Below are 16,554 nucleotides of genomic sequence, written 5' to 3'. Positions count from 1 at the left end.
GCAAGTAATGAGTTCGGAAGTATGAGGTGTAGGTTTCAATGGCACTGCGTGTTGTGTCTGCTGTAAAGAAGAGAAAGAAGAAACCGTCTCTGGTGCTGACGCTCTCGGCTGCTGGGTTATTGATTGGTGCAGGGAGTGCAGCATACTGGTTGTTAACCCAGGGACAACCACTTTCCAGAGATTTGCCAGTAGGGACAAAGATGATTCCTCAAGATGCCTTATTTGCGGTATCTCTAACGACAGATCCCAGACAATGGCAGAAGTTAAGGGAGTTTGGGACGCCAGAAACCCAAGGGGAAGTGGATAAAAATATCGTGCAGTTGCGCGATTACCTCCGGTACGCCGCAGGCGAACGCTTACTTACTAATAATGGTTACGACTTTGAAAAAGATATTCAACCTTGGGTAGGCGATGAAGTAACGATCGCCATTTTAGCCCCCCAAGCCAATAACCCTCCACCCAAACCCGTAGCTACCGATGGAGAGGCTAGTAATAGTCAGCAGTCGTTGGTGATGGTGCTGCCGGTGAAAAACCCAGAAATCGCTAAAAGCATTTTGGCACAACCCAAATCCCTCAAACAAGGGAAATGGATTGAACGCAGTTATCAGGGAATCGCCATTAAACAAAACGAGGGAGCAATTGGCGCCAACTTTTCAGCAGCATTATTAGATGGACGTTTTTTAGTAATTACGGATAATCCTAAAGCTACAGAACGAGCGATTGATGCCTACAAAAGTAAAATATCTCTAGCCACAATTGGGGGATTTGCTGATAATTTCCCGAAAATCTCCACTTACCAACCCTTTGCCCAGTTTTATGTGAATGTGCCAATAGCGGCGAGAATTGCGGCGGCGGCTCCCAAACACCGTTTACCTGCTCAAGTTTTGGCTCAACTTCAGAATAACCAAGGAATAGCTGGGACAGTGAGTTTGGAGCCAGAAGGAATGCGCTTAAAGGGGATTTCTTGGTTAAACCCTAATAGTCAGCGCCTGCTGTCCGTGGAAAACAAAGAGGGAAAAATGCCCAGCCGCCTACCTGGGGAAACTTTGATGATGCTGTCTGGTACTAATTTACAGCGGTTGTGGGCTGATTATGTTTTAACTGCTCAGTCTAATCCTCAAGCGCCGTTCACACCAGAACAATTGCGAGGTGGTGTGAAATCTCTGACAAATATGGATTTAGATCGGGATTTGCTGCGTTGGATGAAAGGCGAGTTTTCGCTCTCGGTGATTCCCTCTACCCCAAAAGATGATTCTCCAGAGAATTTTCGAGCCGGTTTGGTGTTTATGGTACAGGCAAGAGGTGCTGAAGGGGGGAAAAGTCTACGCAATGCCGCTGAAACATCTTTGCAACAGCTGGATGATGTGATGAAAAATCAATATCAGTTCCAAATCCAACCGGCGAAAGTTTCAGGTAAACCTGTTGTTAACTGGATCTCACCTTTTGGTACTTTAACCGCTACCCATGGTTGGTTAGATGGAGATGTGGCTTTTTTAGTAGTGGGCGCTCCCATCACCGATAAAATTCTTACCAACCCAAACAACCCCCTAGCCAGTAGCCTCCCCTTTCAACAAACCGTTCCCAAAGAACCATCACCCAGCAATGGTCAATTTTTCCTGGATGTGGAACGGACTGTCAAAAGTTTTACGCTAAATTCACTATTCCCCAATCAACAAACAATGCTTGCAGCTACCCGTTCAATTGGGGTGACAACTGCTGTCAACGACAGCCGCAGTACTCGCTATGATATTTTTCTAGCACTTAAAAAAGCTGGTAAACCAGCCCCTATCCCCAGTCCCAGCGCTGTTGCTACTCCCCTATTACCCGTACCAACACCAACACCAACGGCATCTCCCTAATCTTTTTCAGGTGCGACATCAGCTTGAGTAATACTTAAGGACGGCTAAAAACCATGGCCCATGAGTCTCTAAGCAGATAGGATCAGAATAGTCAGAATCGAGATTTAAAATAATCCACTGGGGAGAAGACTTTATGAATCTGGTTGTACTCCAGAACTGGCTGGACAATGCCTCTTTTGCTGTTTTATTCCTCACCATGCTGGTGTATTGGGTTGGGGCGGCTTTTCCAAATCTGCCAGGATTTGCGCCTTTGGGGACAGCATTTATGGCGATCGCTAATTTGTCCATAGCCACCCTACTAGGGGCACGATGGATCGAAGCTGGCTATTTTCCTTTGAGTAATCTGTATGAATCCCTATTTTTCTTAACTTGGGGAATTACAGCCGTTCATTTAATTGCCGAAAATAGCAGCCGTAGCCGCTTGGTGGGAGTTGTTACCGCCCCCGTGGCTATGGGGATTGTTGCTTTTGCTACCTTGACTTTGCCATCAGAAATGCAAGTGTCAGAGCCTTTAGTGCCGGCGCTAAAGTCGAATTGGCTGATGATGCATGTCAGCGTGATGATGTTGAGTTATTCGGCTTTGATGGTAGGTGCCCTGATGGCGATCGCATTTTTGATTGTCACTCGCGGGCAAAACATCCAACTACAAGGCAGTTCTGTTGGTACTGGCGGTTATCGCAGCAACGGCTACAAATTACGCAAAGCAGGTGAGTTAATTACTCAACTCCCAACACCCGCAATCGAAAATAATGGTTTTGCACGTTATGAAAGCAATAACAACGGCAACGGTACCGCTGTTTTGAATTTAATAACTGCCCCTGAATCTAAAACCGTCCCATCTGCCGAACCACTTTCACCCCAACGCCTCAGCCTTGCTGAAACCCTGGATAACATCAGCTATCGCATCATCGGCTTGGGATTTCCCCTGCTGACTATTGGCATTATTGCCGGTGCCGTTTGGGCAAATGAAGCTTGGGGTTCATACTGGAGTTGGGACCCAAAAGAAACTTGGGCTTTAATCACTTGGTTAGTTTTCGCCGCCTACCTCCACACTAGAATCACTCGCGGTTGGCAAGGACGCAGTCCCGCAATTTTAGCCGCCACTGGCTTTGTTGTCGTCTGGATTTGCTATCTCGGTGTAAATCTCTTGGGTAAAGGTTTACATTCTTACGGTTGGTTTTTCTAAGCACCTCACCCCTAACCCCTCTCCGCCAGCAGAGAGGGGAAAATATTGAATGTGATATTTATGGCTATCTCTTGGGAAAAATAAGCGTAGGTACAGGAGATAGTTATGGGAAATCAATGGGAGCAATTAAATACTGAAGATGATGTTGTGTATTTCCATAAGGAGCGATTTGAAAAATTACACATCACACAGATACTGTTCCAATTTCTAAATGAAATTGAGAGTTTACCTTTGAATCACGCTTCAATGAAGAAACTGCTCGAAGATGGCTTTGAATGTGATCTCTTAAGACCTGGCAAAGAATGGCGAACAGGTAAAGTTAAAATGCTAGTGTCTTTTGAATTTTGCCCTGATGAGCCTGAAATTGATGAACAACCAGAAAATAATCAATTAGACACTAGTCAAGAAAGCTCACCACTCGATGACCTGCGAGAGCAACTCAAAGAAGTTGAAAACTAAATACTCAAGAAGTACCACTAACGCCTAAAAAACCCATTTTGTAAAATTTTATGTTAAGTTATGCCCCTTTACCCACTTGCCCATTTGGAAATTTATTGTTATCATAAAACTATCTAGATATGCTAGGTTAAAAATTAAATTAAAAGAAAGCTTGTAGTAAGGACTTCAGTCCTTAAAATTATTAGATTGATCAATAAATCACTCACTCACTATAAATAAATTATTCTTCTCTAGCAAAAACATTTTTCTCTAAATTTTATTTTGTAAGTATTTGTTTAAAAATAGTAAATTACAAGAGAGGCAATATATTTATTCATGTGTTTGATAATTTTCATGGCAGTTATCAAAGGTGAATTAAAGTGTACGAAAGCTCCATAATATCAGATGAAAACTTCCAACAAATCAAAGAATCTGCATCAATTGATAACAGAGGACGCTTGACATTGGGATCTGAGGCAAAATCAAAAAAATATCGCGTATTTATCAACTCATCTGGTCAAATATTGCTTGATCCAGTAGTTAATATTCCAGAGCGTGAACTGTGGCTATGCAAAAACCCACAAGCTCGCGCTTCTCTGGAAAAAGGTATGCAACAAGCTGCTGCTGGAGAACTACATGATTTAGGTTCTTTTGCCGAGTATGCAGATTTAGAAATTGACGACTAAGTATCATTCTTAATCTGTTACAATTAATTAAGCTAAAGCCCTTAGACCGCTTGCTTGCAAGTAGTTTTGGGGCTTATAGTTTTATAATAGCTCATGTACTAAAAGTAGTTTTTTTATAAATTAGTAGCAAATTCACAGTGCAGTACAAACTAAAATTTACAACTGAAGCTAAAGAAGTATTAGAAACATTAAAAATAAATGACGAGAAGAAACATAAAAAAGTATTGAAAACTTTAGCCTTCATGGAAAACAACCTGCGTCATCCTAGTCTCAAAACTCATGAGTATGATTTTCTACAAGGGCCAAATAAAGAAAAAGTCTTTGAAGCCTACGTCGAAAATAATACTCCGGCTGCTTATAGAATATTTTGGTATTATGGCCCAGATCAATATGAACTAACAATACTCACCATAACACCTCACCCTTAGAGGATGTTTTGAAAGTATTAGGCGAATACAATAGAGCCTCCGGCACGATTCGCTGTCTTCGATACGCTAATATACACGCAAAGTCCACCTCCGTAGACTAACGTCCATTCAACCCACGCAGGTGGGTAAAGTCTCGTGTAGCCGCGACTTCTAGTCGCCCCGCTTTTATTCACTTTTATTCACGAATTTTAAAGGGTTTCAGCCCTAGGCTAGAAGGGTGGTAGGTGCTGATCTGAGAACTATGGAAATGTTATGGACTCCCCTACACGCCAAAATACACCGCACTATCCGCGCACGGCATTTATTTGAGCCTAATCAAAGCTTATTGGTTGCTGTTTCTGGTGGACAAGATTCTCTGTGCTTAATAAAATTACTGTTAGATTTACAACTAAAGTGGGGATGGCGCTTAGGTATTGCTCATTGTGATCATTGCTGGCGTGATGATTCCCTGGCTAATGCTCGTCATGTAGAAAATTTAGCTAAAATTTGGGAAACACCTTTTTATTTAGCTACAGCTAAGGAACCTGTAAAGAGTGAAGCTGCGGCACGAAATTGGCGATATCAAGTTTTAAGTAAAATTGCCCAAAGTAATAGTTATCAATATATTGTCACAGGACACACCGCAAGCGATCGCGCCGAAACCCTCCTTTACAATTTAATTCGCGGTACCGGCGCTGATGGTTTGCAAGCACTCACTTGGCAACGCCCACTAACAACTGACATTATGTTAGTGCGTCCCCTGTTAGAAATTACTCGTTCACAAACAGAGCAATTTTGTCAAGAGTTGAATTTGCCCATTTGGGAAGATGCCACCAATCAAGATTGGAAATATGCCCGTAACCGTATCCGCCAAGAGCTTATACCATATTTGCAAGAAAATTTCAACCCCCAAGTTGAATCAGCTTTAGCGCAAACAGCCGAACTGCTGCAAGGGGAAGTGGAATATTTAGAGCAAATAGCCGCAAAGTTGCGCGAAGATGCCATGGAATTAGGCAAAGAGGATGGTATAGCCTTACGGTTAAATCGGCGGGTATTAAAGACAGCACCGCTGGCATTACAACGGCGTGTCATGCGTCAGGTATTACAACAAATATTGCCTGATGCCCCCGGCTTTGAACATATCGAAAAATTAACGGCTTTAATTACGGCGCCAAATCGTTCGCAAACTGATCCTTTTCCTGGTGGTGCGATCGCCCAAGTAGCAGACGACTGGATCTGCCTTAGACAGTGCTGAGTAATGAGTTCTGAGTCCCAATTAAAGAGTTTTAACTCACCATTGAGCACTCCTCAAGACCCTAGCAATTCTGGCTAATTGATTAACGTCTGGAGAGTCTGGCGCATTTGAGTAATAGTTTGCAGTTGATAATCACCAGATTCTTGGACTTGAGCCAAAGATTCAGCAACTGCCTGCAACTTAAGCCGCAATGCATCCAAGCCGTCCTGAATGGGTTGTAATGCCTCTTGATAGAGATTCACCCGACCAAAGCATTCAGCCGTTGCTGTTCGCAGGTTGAGCAAGTTTTCCTCCATCATTTTCAGTTCTTGGCGCTTTTCTTCTAAATCATGGGTTTGATTACCAATCATCCCTTCGTCTAGCTCAATACCACCACGCATCTGATTAATCTCATATTCCAGCCTTTGCAGTTCCTGGGACTGTTGTTGTCGCTGGGCTTCAATTTGCAAAAGAATTGGCCCTAAATCAAGTTTTGTATCCCCTTCTTCATTGTCAATAGAATGCCCTTGGCGCTGGCGCAATACAGCTTGGTGTTGCTTGAGAATCTTCTCCCGCTCTAGCAAATTACGGCGTTGCCCTACCAAAGATTGGTTTACCATCTGGTAGAGGTCTTGTTCATCTGCTAGTTCTCCTTCTAGATTTTGCAAGGCTTTGCCAGATGCCTGCTTAACTTTTCTTTGTAATTCTTCTATAATTTCTTGTTTGTAATTTAGTTCTTGTTCTTGATCGTGAACAAAGCTGGAGTCTATAGACAGCTTATTCTGCAAGTCTTGAACCATTTTTTGTAGTTCTTCTAGGGGCATTTTCTGCAAAGGTTCTACATCCACTTGCTGGCTAAAAACCGCATCACTAGAAGTGGCAGCCAAGGAGTGAATCTGTTGGTATAATGCTTCCTGATTTTGCAATTTATCTTTGAGAATGCGAGCATACTCTTGCTTGCTGGCAAGTGTAGCTGTATTCAGATGGAACTGGGCTAATTGTTGCTCTAGAAAAATTTGTGCCTGTTGACATAAATTTTGGCGATCGCGCAGGGTTTGACTCAGGCGTTCAACTTCCTCTTGTTGTTGAGCCGCTAAATTTCGTTTCTCCTCCAGCTGTTGCCAGTGTGGGTTGAGAGTAGCTTGTTGCCGTTCCACCAATTCAAAAGCGAAATGGAGGTTTTCCCGCACTGTTTCGGTGGGAGCAACGCCGCTAGACAAGCGATTGAGCAACTCACTGATTGCCCGACTTTGCTCTTCATCCAAAACAGTTCCCTGTTGGCAATCCGCTTTAAACTCTTCGAGGCGACGCTGCTCACCCCGCAAATGCTCCCAAGCGCCTTCGAGTTCTTGACGGTTGCGCTCAATTTCTGTTTGCAACCGTTCAATTGCGGCGCGGGATGTCTCAGCTTCCTGTTTTTTCTCCTCCAGGCGTTGAGAGTCCTCCTCCAGTTCTTGCAGTTGTTCTAGGCGTGCTTCCATATCCATTTCCCGGCGATTTAATTCTTGCGCCTGAAACGTCAATGACTGCTTCCACTGGTCAATCTCATCTTCCTTGAGCTTAAATTTTTCCAATTGGCGGGAAAAATTCTGCAAAATATTCACTAGCGGCCGCCCTGCCTCTTGAATCCGCTGCACTTGACGATTCGGACTCAGTTCCACCAGTACCAGTGCGCCATCGTTTAGTTTGCCTGCTTCCTCAGCAGCAATTACTTCTTCCGACACAGTACTCCAATTCTGGTCGCTTCGTTGACAAGCTAGCAGTTTAAGTTCAGTTTTAGAACCGCCACCGAGTAAGCCGCCTCTCTGCTTTTGTACTTCTGCTAAATACAGCACACCGTTTGTCCTTTTGATGCACTTGATGTCCGAGTTTTGAGATATACCTTAGATAATTCTGTTAAATTGCCTTGTTTAACCTTAAGTTTAGCAGTACAAGACAGACAAAACTATTTATAGACATGAGATGTCACGTCTTCTAGACATGAAATATCACATCTTGATATTTATAGGCGCGGCCCAGTCGCGCCTTTATATTTTGTACTGATGATAGTGACGCTGACTTCCGTATAATCACTAAGTTTGTCAAAGTATATGACAAAAGTTTAAGGTTTATAGCGTAATATTTCGGTTCCTGGGCTAGTTGTATGGGCAATAATCTTGCCAATGGTCAAAAGTCACCCTTGGGAAAAACTCTGTCCAAAATTAGTAAGCCAACACTTGAGGGCGGCTTAGATCATCTCGTTTTCACCCCTTGAGAAAAACCTGGACAAAATTGGTAAGCCAACCCTAGAGGGCGGCTTTTACAATCTTGTTTTCACACAATATCTTGGGTGATGCCGCCAAAAAGCTCCGAGTTTACCCATCTAAGGAATAGATTTTGGATCAGGAACCGCCAATCAAAGGATAACTTTAATGAAACCCAAGATATTGGGTGATGCCGCCAAAAAGCTCCGAGTTTACCCATCTAAGGAATAGATTTTGGATCAGGAACCGCCAATCAAAGGATAACTTTAATGAAACCCTCGGCATCTGCTGGTGGGAAACATGGTGAAACTAGAGTTCACAATTAATCAAGAATGTGAATAGGATTACAAGGAGTACATTTTAGCTAAATGCAGGGAAATTTAAATGAAATTGATATTTGCAGTATCCTGCAATTGATTGAGTTAGGACAGCGAACTGGCCAGTTGTGGGTAGAAGCCCGAGCTGCTTACCAGAGCAACAAGCCAGGGGGCGACGAAGCTCACACAAATCGCCCTAGTTGGGAGGGTAAACCACAGTCTTGGTTTGTCTTTTTTCTCAATGGTCAAATTGTCTATTGCCAAGCAGGTGACAGTAGTTTATCCCGCATCGGCGATTATTTGCGTCATTACCGAGTTGAGAAACAACTCGATGACATGCAACTTGCCAGCCTAGCATCAACCAATTCCCCAGAGTATGCCTATCTCTGGAAGCTCCTAGAGCGGAATATTATCAACCCCAAGGTAGCTCGTAGTATCATCCACGGCTTAGTGCATGAGACGCTTTTTGACTTGCTGAGTTTACACCAAGGTAGTTTTATTTTCGATTTGGATACGGCACTTGTGCCACAATTAACTACCTTGGAGATTGCTCCCTTGGTGACCAAAATTACAAAGCAGGTGCAAGAGTGGAAACAACTGTATCCACAAATTCAGTCACCCGAACAATTACCCCTGCTGGCTGATGTAGCCCGGCTACATTCCTCATTACCAGAAGCAACAGTGAATAAGCTACAACATTGGGCCGATGGTAAAACTTCCCTGCGCCAACTAGCTCGCTATCTCAACCGCGACATTTTGACAGTCGCCAAAGCGATATATCCTTATGTGCAACAGGGTTGGCTACAACTAGCTTATGGAATGACATCTAACCCTAATACACAGACAGAAGACTCTGATCTGGTGGGCAACCAAAAAGGGCGGATAGTATGTATCGAAGATGCGATCGCCATCTGTGAGACGATAGAGTCGATCTTAAAACCACAGGGATATGAAGTGATCTCCCTTACCAATCCCCTAGAAGCCCTCAGTCTCGTTTTTCAGCTCAAGCCAGATTTAATTTTGTGTGACATTACCATGCCGGAATTGGATGGATACGAAATTTGTGCCATGCTGAGACATTCCACAGCATTTCGCCTAGTGCCAATTATCATGCTTACTGGTAAAGATGGATTTATTGATCGAGTCAGAGCTAGGATGGTCGGGGCAACAGATTATTTGACAAAACCATTTGCAGACACTGAGCTACAAATGCTTGTAGAAAAATATATCAATATAGATTCTTGCGTAGGCATACAGAAGGGATACAAGACTTGTTGATTTACTAAAAGATGGGGTAAAAAATGTTATCACAGAATCAGTTAAACCTAGTAAAACGTCAATATCTAGTAAATTAGTGAAACAATAGAATTAATTTATACAGTTAATATTTGCGAGGAATCAGGGAATGTTCCAAATAGGAACGCCTACATCAGGAGGTAGATAGGCATTTATGAGTACAGTTTTGATTGTGGAAGACAGTATCGCCCAAAGGGAGATGATTACAGACCTCCTGAAAGCCAGTGGCTTAACAGTCATCCATGCCGGTGATGGAGTTGAAGCTTTGGAGGCAATTCAAAACGCAGCTCCTGATTTAGTAGTATTGGATATTGTTATGCCCCGGATGAACGGCTACGAACTTTGTCGGCGCTTAAAGTCCGATCCGAAAACCCAAAATGTCCCCGTGGTAATGTGTTCTTCCAAAGGTGAAGAATTTGATCGCTACTGGGGAATGAAGCAGGGTGCAGATGCCTACATAGCCAAACCATTTCAGCCAACCGAGTTGGTAGGAACAGTCAAACAACTGCTGCGAGGATAAGGATGAATTCAACATGGTCAGCAAACCAGACTTTTTAAGTGGTAGTGGTCAAGACCACTTCCGCCCTGAATTACAAGTAGAAAGTCCCGAAGGTGAGTTACATTTGCGGTTTTATATTCCCTTGCATCAGGAGTTTGCACTACAAGCAACTGGCATCCGGGAGGTAATTGAACTAAGTCCTGATAGAATCACCCCAATTCCTAATGCTTCTCCTTTACTTTTGGGTACTCTAAATTTACGAGGTCGAGTCATTTGGGTGGCTGATTTAGGTCAATTCCTGGGAGGTACAACTGCGTTAAATACAGATCGAGCCGAGATTGCGGTGATTGCTATTGAAGAGCAAGACACAGTCGTGGGTTTAGCGGTCGAGGATATCGGTGGTATGGACTGGCTTGATGTACAGTATCTGATGCCACCTACTAACGTACCGGATGCTATGGCTCCCTTTTTGCGTGGAGAGTGGTTATTTGATGCTAGAAACAAACAGTGTCTAAGACTACTAGACCAAACGGCAATTTTGCGGAGTGCGCGGTGGGCAGGATGAAATTGGGAGGGAGGACATGGCAGTAAGTATTAATGATTACAGCGAAGTATATAAGCAAGCAGTCACAGCCTATACACAGGGAGATTATGAAATTGCTGCTGCTTTAGTTGACCAAGTGGTGCAAAATTTACCAGATGATCCCAACTCCCATTTGTTGCGGGGTCACATCTACTATGTTTTGCAGCAGTACGATATAGCAACAGCAGAATATCAACAAGTATTGAGTTTGACGGAAAATCAAGAAATCTTGGATTTTGCGGTTCACGGTCTTGAGAACATCAATCACTATATACAGACATCAGGTAATCATGTTCTGGCACTAGAGAATGAGGAGCAAATAAATTCCGCCAAACCATCTCAGGATGTGATTAATACAGTAGAATTTCCAGATTTGGCAGCGAGTGAGGAGCTTGATAACAATAGCTTTGAATTGAACTCCTTTGGTTCATATCAATTATCCCCAGAGGATCTCGAAGAAATATCCTTGAACCGTCCTTTTGACATCCCCAGCGGTATTGGATTGGAGCAAATACCAGATACCTCAGCCGCTTTTGGTGACGATCCTTTTGCCTTGAATCAAGAACTCTATGAGCAAGAATCAAATACCAATAGTTGGCATGAGCCAGCTGAATTAGAGTTACCTGCTTTCTGGCAGGAAGATATTTCTGAAGAGAGTATCGAACAGCCAGTAGCAAATAGTTATTTTCCAGATATTGACGGGAATTCAGCTAAAGAGCCTTCAGCAATTGACAATAATAGTAAATATTCACCTTTAGAAGAAGTTGATTTATCAACGAACAATAACTGGGAAGAGGTAGGTGAGTTCTTTACAGAAAGGGAATCTCAAGACTTAAGTATTGGTAATTCTGACTTGATAAACAATAGCTATGGAGATAGCAATTTCGTGCTGGTTGATCAGGAATTAAACAATGATTTGACTAAAACAAATAATTTAGAAGATAGCATTCAAGATAATTTGTCTGCCAGCCAACCACAAAATTGGTTAGATCAGAGCAGATTTGCAGATGAGGTAGAATCAACGTCAATCTTAAATGAGGCTGCCTCATCTTTTAATGGCAATTTTGCCCTAGAAGAAAAACAGGTGAAATTGGCTGCCATGGCAGAACCAAATAACTTTGATGATGATAGTTTTGATATCGACGCATTTGAATCTGCCTTTGGTTCAGAAGAATTAACCAGTGAAGACAGAAACAATATCCTGGCTGGAGAAAATGCTAAGAGCAATATAGACTTTTTAGATGACTTTGATGAATTTGACGATCTGGGGAATATTCCAGGGTTTGAACTAGGAGGAGATTCTAGCTTCGATGATGTGGCATCACTAGACAACAGGAGCAATGCTGCCAATAAAATTAGCGATGCTTTCCCAAGTGATGGTGGTAGCGATCGCGAAGAGGAATTGTTCCCCTTCACGATTACTGGTTCACAAGAAGTAGTCCCAGGCTTTACTCAATCTGATGTCTCGAAGACAGAACCCAACGTCAACGGTGAGCAAGGTTTGTTGGCATTCTTAGAGAATGCGCCTTTAAAACAGAAACCATTATTTATCGCTATTGGTGTAGGGGCTGTCTCAGCAGTGGTAGCAGCTATTGTCAGCTCGACTGCCACCTCATTTACACCACCTGAACAACGGGAGTCAGTCAGGAACACCGGCTGGGCCATGGCACTGGCATCAGGAATCGCCGGTGGTGTGACCGCAGGTTTTATGGGGAATATTTCCCTCAAGCAAATTCGACGGACAACCAAGGATTTGCAAGCTCAATTTGATTCCGTCAGCCAAGGAAATCTCAATGTTCAAGCCACAGTCTATTCCGAAGATGAATTAGGACACTTAGCCACTGGCTTTAACGATATGGCTCGTGTAATTTTCACGACCACCAATGACGCCCAACGGAAAGCTGTAGAACAAGAAGAAGCCAAAGAAAACCTACAACGCCAAGTAATCCGCCTCTTGGATGATGTCGAAGGAGCCGCTAGAGGAGATTTAACAGTACAAGCAGAGGTGACAGCCGACGTTTTGGGAGCTGTGGCTGACGCCTTTAACCTGACAATTCAAAACCTGCGGGATATTGTCCAACAGGTGAAAGTAGCAGCACGGGAAGTGACAAAAGGTTCAACCAACTCCGAAACTTTTGCTAGAGCCTTATCTAGCGATGCCTTGCGGCAAGCAGAAGAGCTGGCGGTAACACTGAATTCTGTGCAAGTGATGACCGACTCCATTCAACGGGTGGCAGAAGCAGCGCGGGAAGCAGAAATTGTGGCTCGCGATGCCAGCGCGATCGCACTTAAGGGTGGGGAAGCAGTAGAAAATACCGTGGCGGGGATTTTGGAAATTCGGGAAACTGTAGCCGAAACTACCCGGAAAGTCAAACGACTGGCGGAATCTTCCCAAGAAATTTCTAAAATTGTGGCTTTGATTTCCCAAATCGCCTCCAGAACCAACTTGTTAGCACTCAATGCTAGTATTGAAGCGGCTAGGGCAGGAGAAGCTGGACGCGGATTTGCGATTGTGGCGGATGAAGTGCGCCAGTTAGCAGACAAATCTGCCAAATCCTTAAAGGAAATTGAACAGATAGTCATGCAAATTCAGAGCGAAACAGGCTCCGTAATGACCGCGATGGAAGAAGGTACACAACAGGTAATTAAAGGCACAAAATTGGCAGAAGAAGCCAAGCGATCGCTAGAAAACATCATTCAAGTAGCCAATCGGATTGATACTTTAGTGCGCTCAATTACTAGTGATACCGTAGAACAGACAGAAACCTCCCGCGCTGTTGCTCAGGTGATGCAATCAGTGGAACTCACCGCTCAAGAAAACTCCCAAGAAGCCCAGCGAGTTTCCGGCGCCCTACAACACTTAGTAGGTGTGTCCCGCGACTTGATCTCCTCCGTGGAACGCTTCCGAGTGGAAACGATGGAATCAAGGCAATAGTTAATAGTCAAGAGTCATTAGTCATTGCCTAAATGACCAAAGACAAAAGACCAAGAACGACTTAGAACTTAGAACTTATAACTCAGAACTTTGAATTATGCTGCCGGAACAACAACAGCGGATTTTGGGTTACTTTCTTGAAGAAGCCAGAGACCACCTGAACACCATTGAACAGGGGTTGCTGAATCTCCAAAGTACCCTGAACGACCCGGAAATGATCAACGAAGTCTTCCGGGCGGCTCATTCCATAAAAGGAGGAGCGGCAATGCTTGGGCTGAATAGCATCCAGCACACCGCTCACCGATTGGAAGATTGTTTCAAAGTTCTCAAAGATAATCCCGTTCAGGTCGATGAAAAGTTAGAGTCTTTGTTTCTCGGTGTATCTGATACCCTGAAAGTGCTGTTAGAGCATTTGAGCGGGCCCTTTGGTCTCTCGGAAGAAGCAGCTAACACATTGATGTCAGAAACCGAGCCAGTCTTTCGATGGCTGAATGAACATCTTGAAGAACTCGTAGAACAAGGGAATAGTGGGGTAGTAATCGCTGTACCCACAACAGAACGGCAACTAGCATCGGTAAACGGTGGGACTACACCAACACAGATGCTTCAGCGCCAAGATAGTCCCAACAGGGAAGTAGACACCAGCCGCCCATCTCCAAAAACTTCTGGAAATGAGAATTGGGGAGAGTTTCAAGCTACGGTACTCCAAACCCTGCGGGAAATGTTGCAACTGTTTAAGCAAACAACAACACCCTCGACTCGGCAAAATCTTCAGCAATGCTGTCAGCAGTTAGTCCAACTCGGTACAGCCCACAATTTGCCCCATTGGAGTGGTTTGTGTCAAGCAGCAGCCAGTGCGATCGCATCGAGCACCCCAGAGGCAAACGCCAATCCCGACAATACCTATCTAACTTTAGCCAAAATCGTCATTACCGAAATCAAGAAGGCTCAAGAATTAGTCCTCCAAGGTAGGGAAACAGAAATTGCCATTAGTCCACAACTAAACGCACTTATAGCTATTTCCGAAATTGAGTCGTTAGAAATAACTCCTGATTTAGTTGCTGAACAACCACAGGCTGTTACAGAAGTCGTCAGTACTTTTGAGCCAGCAACACCTGAATTGCAGCCACAAAACAGCATCAATCACCTAGATGAAGATACTGGCAATAGCTCCTCAGATAAGTTGCCAGAAGAAACACCTGCAAGCGCCTTAACTCCCACTACTTTTGCTGCTAGCCCCTTGTTAAATCATGAAGAAGTCACACTTCCGGGCAATAGTAGTATTGATACCCATGGCCCAGTAGTAGGCATCGCCGAATTAAATAGCCTGGCCGACTTGTTTGAAGGCGAGTCCCCCGAACTAGATGAAACCTGGCAACACGAAGAAACATTAGACATTATCGCTGCCAATCAATTGGGAATGGGCAATGGCAACACTGAAGATGATGATAACGATTTAGCCGATTTACTACGGCCATTTGATGAAGACACAAGTAATGAACATCGCCAAACCACTACAACTAGTACAGAAGAGCTAAAACTGTTATTTGGCGACAACTTCCTAGACAAGGAGAATTCAGAACCGCAAAATCAACCAACATCTGCTGAGACTGTAGAGGTTAGCAATATTTTCAGTTCTGAGCTAAATGTCGATATTTTAGAGGAATTTACAGTAATTTCTAGCGACTCGCTGCTATCTCCTGTCGAGAATGATGTGGTAGAAGATTTATCGGTGCTGACGCTACCGCAAAATCAACCAACATCTGATGAAACTGTAGAGATTAGCAATATTTTCAGTTCTGAGCTAAATGTCGATATTTTAGAGGAATTTACGGTAATTTCTGGCGACTCGCCCTCATCTCCTGTCGAGAATGATGTGGTAGAAGATTTATTGGTGTTGACCCTAGATGACAATGAATCATTACCCACAGGTGAAGTAACTCCACCAGAAACTGAAAATATCGCCAGCCTAGAACTCTCCAGCGAACCAGAAAGCAGTTTTGATAATTTATTAAATTTAGAACTTACGAATGCAGAGTCCCTAGAGGAGCTTATCCCTAGCAACTCCAGAGAATTAGGACTTACCTCACCCCAGCCAGAAAGCTCAACTTCAGACAATCTGTTTGCTGAACTAGAAGAAAATACACCACTGCCTACAGATGAGTTAGAAATTGGTGATTTATTTGATTCACCAACAGCAACAGCAGCAGAACTTTCCACCTCAGAAGATGAACTGAGCAGCTTCTGGAACCCGACAAATGAAGCACAACCTACTGAACTTGATTCTGTAGTCGAGGAGGATGTAGCAAGGGACTTAGAGGAAAGTTTATTTGCAGCTGCGGTGTCTGATGACATTTTCGCCGACTCTCAGCAATCCATACCCTCCTCCACAGCAAGTTTAGATTTGGAAGATTTTGAGATCAGTTTCCTACAGCCAGAGCCACCTCAAGATTTTATCTTTACTTCCGATGCTGGGGATAACTTGTTTGACGATTTGGCAGCAAGCGACTCCACAAATTCCCCAGCTATTGGTGATGGAGAAGTGTCTTTGCCGGAAATTCGCAGCTTTTCGCAAGAACCAGAAGCGTTGGATTTCATGCCAGAATTTACCAACCAGGCTCCAGAGACAACTGCTGCTGATTCTTCCCAATCATTTGCCGGACTCCAAACTGATTTGTTTGGTGCTGTCGAAGAAAACAGCGATGAAAGTCTGTCACTGGGATTAGAGGAGGCAGATGTTCTCGACGCCACCTATATACAGCCAGACTTTACAGAAACTGATGCGGATAATTTATTTGGTAGAGACACAGAACTAGATGTGAGTGTCAGTGAGCAAACACCATCCAGTGATTTATTTGGCAATCTCCTGGA

The 16,554-nt window shown here is 43.7% G+C and carries 12 protein-coding genes; 11 read left to right on the top strand and 1 reads right to left on the bottom strand.

The features are described 5' to 3' along the window. Positions 1 to 38 precede the first annotated feature (38 nt). The 6 genes from H6G32_RS09575 (at position 39) to tilS (ending at position 5,831) form a co-directional block, all read left to right on the top strand. Positions 39 to 1,859, top strand: coding sequence for a DUF3352 domain-containing protein (locus tag H6G32_RS09575; RefSeq protein WP_190457496.1), 1,821 nt, complete (start codon positions 39 to 41; stop codon positions 1,857 to 1,859). A 133-nt stretch (positions 1,860 to 1,992) separates the two neighbouring features. After that, the gene (ccsB, locus tag H6G32_RS09570; RefSeq protein WP_190457494.1) at positions 1,993 to 3,045 is read left to right on the top strand and encodes a c-type cytochrome biogenesis protein CcsB; all 1,053 of its coding nucleotides are present in this window, start codon (positions 1,993 to 1,995) and stop codon (positions 3,043 to 3,045) included. Positions 3,046 to 3,150: 105 nt separating this feature from the next. Next, positions 3,151 to 3,504 (top strand): KGK domain-containing protein, encoded by a 354-nt coding sequence (locus H6G32_RS09565; RefSeq protein ID WP_190457493.1) that lies wholly within the window; start codon positions 3,151 to 3,153, stop codon positions 3,502 to 3,504. Positions 3,505 to 3,863: 359 nt separating this feature from the next. Then, the gene (locus H6G32_RS09560; protein ID WP_242046541.1) at positions 3,864 to 4,169 is read left to right on the top strand and encodes a hypothetical protein; all 306 of its coding nucleotides are present in this window, start codon (positions 3,864 to 3,866) and stop codon (positions 4,167 to 4,169) included. A gap of 137 nt (positions 4,170 to 4,306) precedes the next feature. After that, positions 4,307 to 4,597 (top strand): hypothetical protein, encoded by a 291-nt coding sequence (locus tag H6G32_RS09555; RefSeq protein ID WP_190457491.1) that lies wholly within the window; start codon positions 4,307 to 4,309, stop codon positions 4,595 to 4,597. A gap of 247 nt (positions 4,598 to 4,844) precedes the next feature. Further along, positions 4,845 to 5,831 (top strand): tRNA lysidine(34) synthetase TilS, encoded by a 987-nt coding sequence (gene tilS / locus H6G32_RS09550; protein WP_190457490.1) that lies wholly within the window; start codon positions 4,845 to 4,847, stop codon positions 5,829 to 5,831. Positions 5,832 to 5,905: 74 nt separating this feature from the next. On the opposite strand, the gene hmpF is transcribed toward tilS, so the two are convergent. Beyond that, entirely contained in the window at positions 5,906 to 7,645 is a 1,740-nt protein-coding gene (gene hmpF, locus H6G32_RS09545; protein ID WP_190457488.1) for a pilus motility taxis protein HmpF, read from the bottom strand. Positions 7,646 to 8,421: 776 nt separating this feature from the next. Here hmpF and H6G32_RS09540 point away from each other — a divergent pair. The 5 genes from H6G32_RS09540 to H6G32_RS09520 all read left to right on the top strand — a co-directional run. Next, positions 8,422 to 9,648 (top strand): response regulator, encoded by a 1,227-nt coding sequence (locus H6G32_RS09540; protein WP_190457486.1) that lies wholly within the window; start codon positions 8,422 to 8,424, stop codon positions 9,646 to 9,648. A 172-nt stretch (positions 9,649 to 9,820) separates the two neighbouring features. Beyond that, the gene (locus tag H6G32_RS09535) at positions 9,821 to 10,186 is read left to right on the top strand and encodes a response regulator transcription factor (RefSeq protein ID WP_190457483.1); all 366 of its coding nucleotides are present in this window, start codon (positions 9,821 to 9,823) and stop codon (positions 10,184 to 10,186) included. Positions 10,187 to 10,199: 13 nt separating this feature from the next. Further along, complete coding sequence (locus tag H6G32_RS09530; protein WP_190457481.1) at positions 10,200 to 10,730, top strand: chemotaxis protein CheW; 531 nt, start codon at positions 10,200 to 10,202, stop codon at positions 10,728 to 10,730. 16 nt (positions 10,731 to 10,746) lie between these two features. Next, the gene (locus tag H6G32_RS09525) at positions 10,747 to 13,683 is read left to right on the top strand and encodes a methyl-accepting chemotaxis protein (RefSeq protein WP_190457479.1); all 2,937 of its coding nucleotides are present in this window, start codon (positions 10,747 to 10,749) and stop codon (positions 13,681 to 13,683) included. A gap of 97 nt (positions 13,684 to 13,780) precedes the next feature. Then, positions 13,781 to 16,554, top strand: a 2,774-nt coding sequence (locus H6G32_RS09520) for an Hpt domain-containing protein (protein WP_190457477.1), incomplete at its 3' end; no start/stop codon positions are given.

Origin of the sequence: Cylindrospermum sp. FACHB-282, from assembly GCF_014697195.1 — a bacterium.
GTDB lineage: Bacteria > Cyanobacteriota > Cyanobacteriia > Cyanobacteriales > Nostocaceae > Cylindrospermum.
The sequence above is the reverse complement of the archived record's forward strand: the minus strand, read 5'-3'. Positions and strand labels throughout refer to the sequence as shown.

What these genes read in the sequence shown, in the direction of transcription:
- H6G32_RS09575 (WP_190457496.1), top strand. Translation starts at nt 39, where the DNA reads ATGGCACTGCGTGTTGTGTCTGCTGTAAAGAAGAGAAAGAAGAAACCG.
- ccsB (WP_190457494.1), top strand. Translation starts at nt 1,993, where the DNA reads ATGAATCTGGTTGTACTCCAGAACTGGCTGGACAATGCCTCTTTTGCT.
- H6G32_RS09565 (WP_190457493.1), top strand. Translation starts at nt 3,151, where the DNA reads ATGGGAAATCAATGGGAGCAATTAAATACTGAAGATGATGTTGTGTAT.
- tilS (WP_190457490.1), top strand. Translation starts at nt 4,845, where the DNA reads ATGTTATGGACTCCCCTACACGCCAAAATACACCGCACTATCCGCGCA.
- H6G32_RS09540 (WP_190457486.1), top strand. Translation starts at nt 8,422, where the DNA reads ATGCAGGGAAATTTAAATGAAATTGATATTTGCAGTATCCTGCAATTG.
- H6G32_RS09535 (WP_190457483.1), top strand. Translation starts at nt 9,821, where the DNA reads ATGAGTACAGTTTTGATTGTGGAAGACAGTATCGCCCAAAGGGAGATG.
- H6G32_RS09530 (WP_190457481.1), top strand. Translation starts at nt 10,200, where the DNA reads ATGGTCAGCAAACCAGACTTTTTAAGTGGTAGTGGTCAAGACCACTTC.
- H6G32_RS09525 (WP_190457479.1), top strand. Translation starts at nt 10,747, where the DNA reads ATGGCAGTAAGTATTAATGATTACAGCGAAGTATATAAGCAAGCAGTC.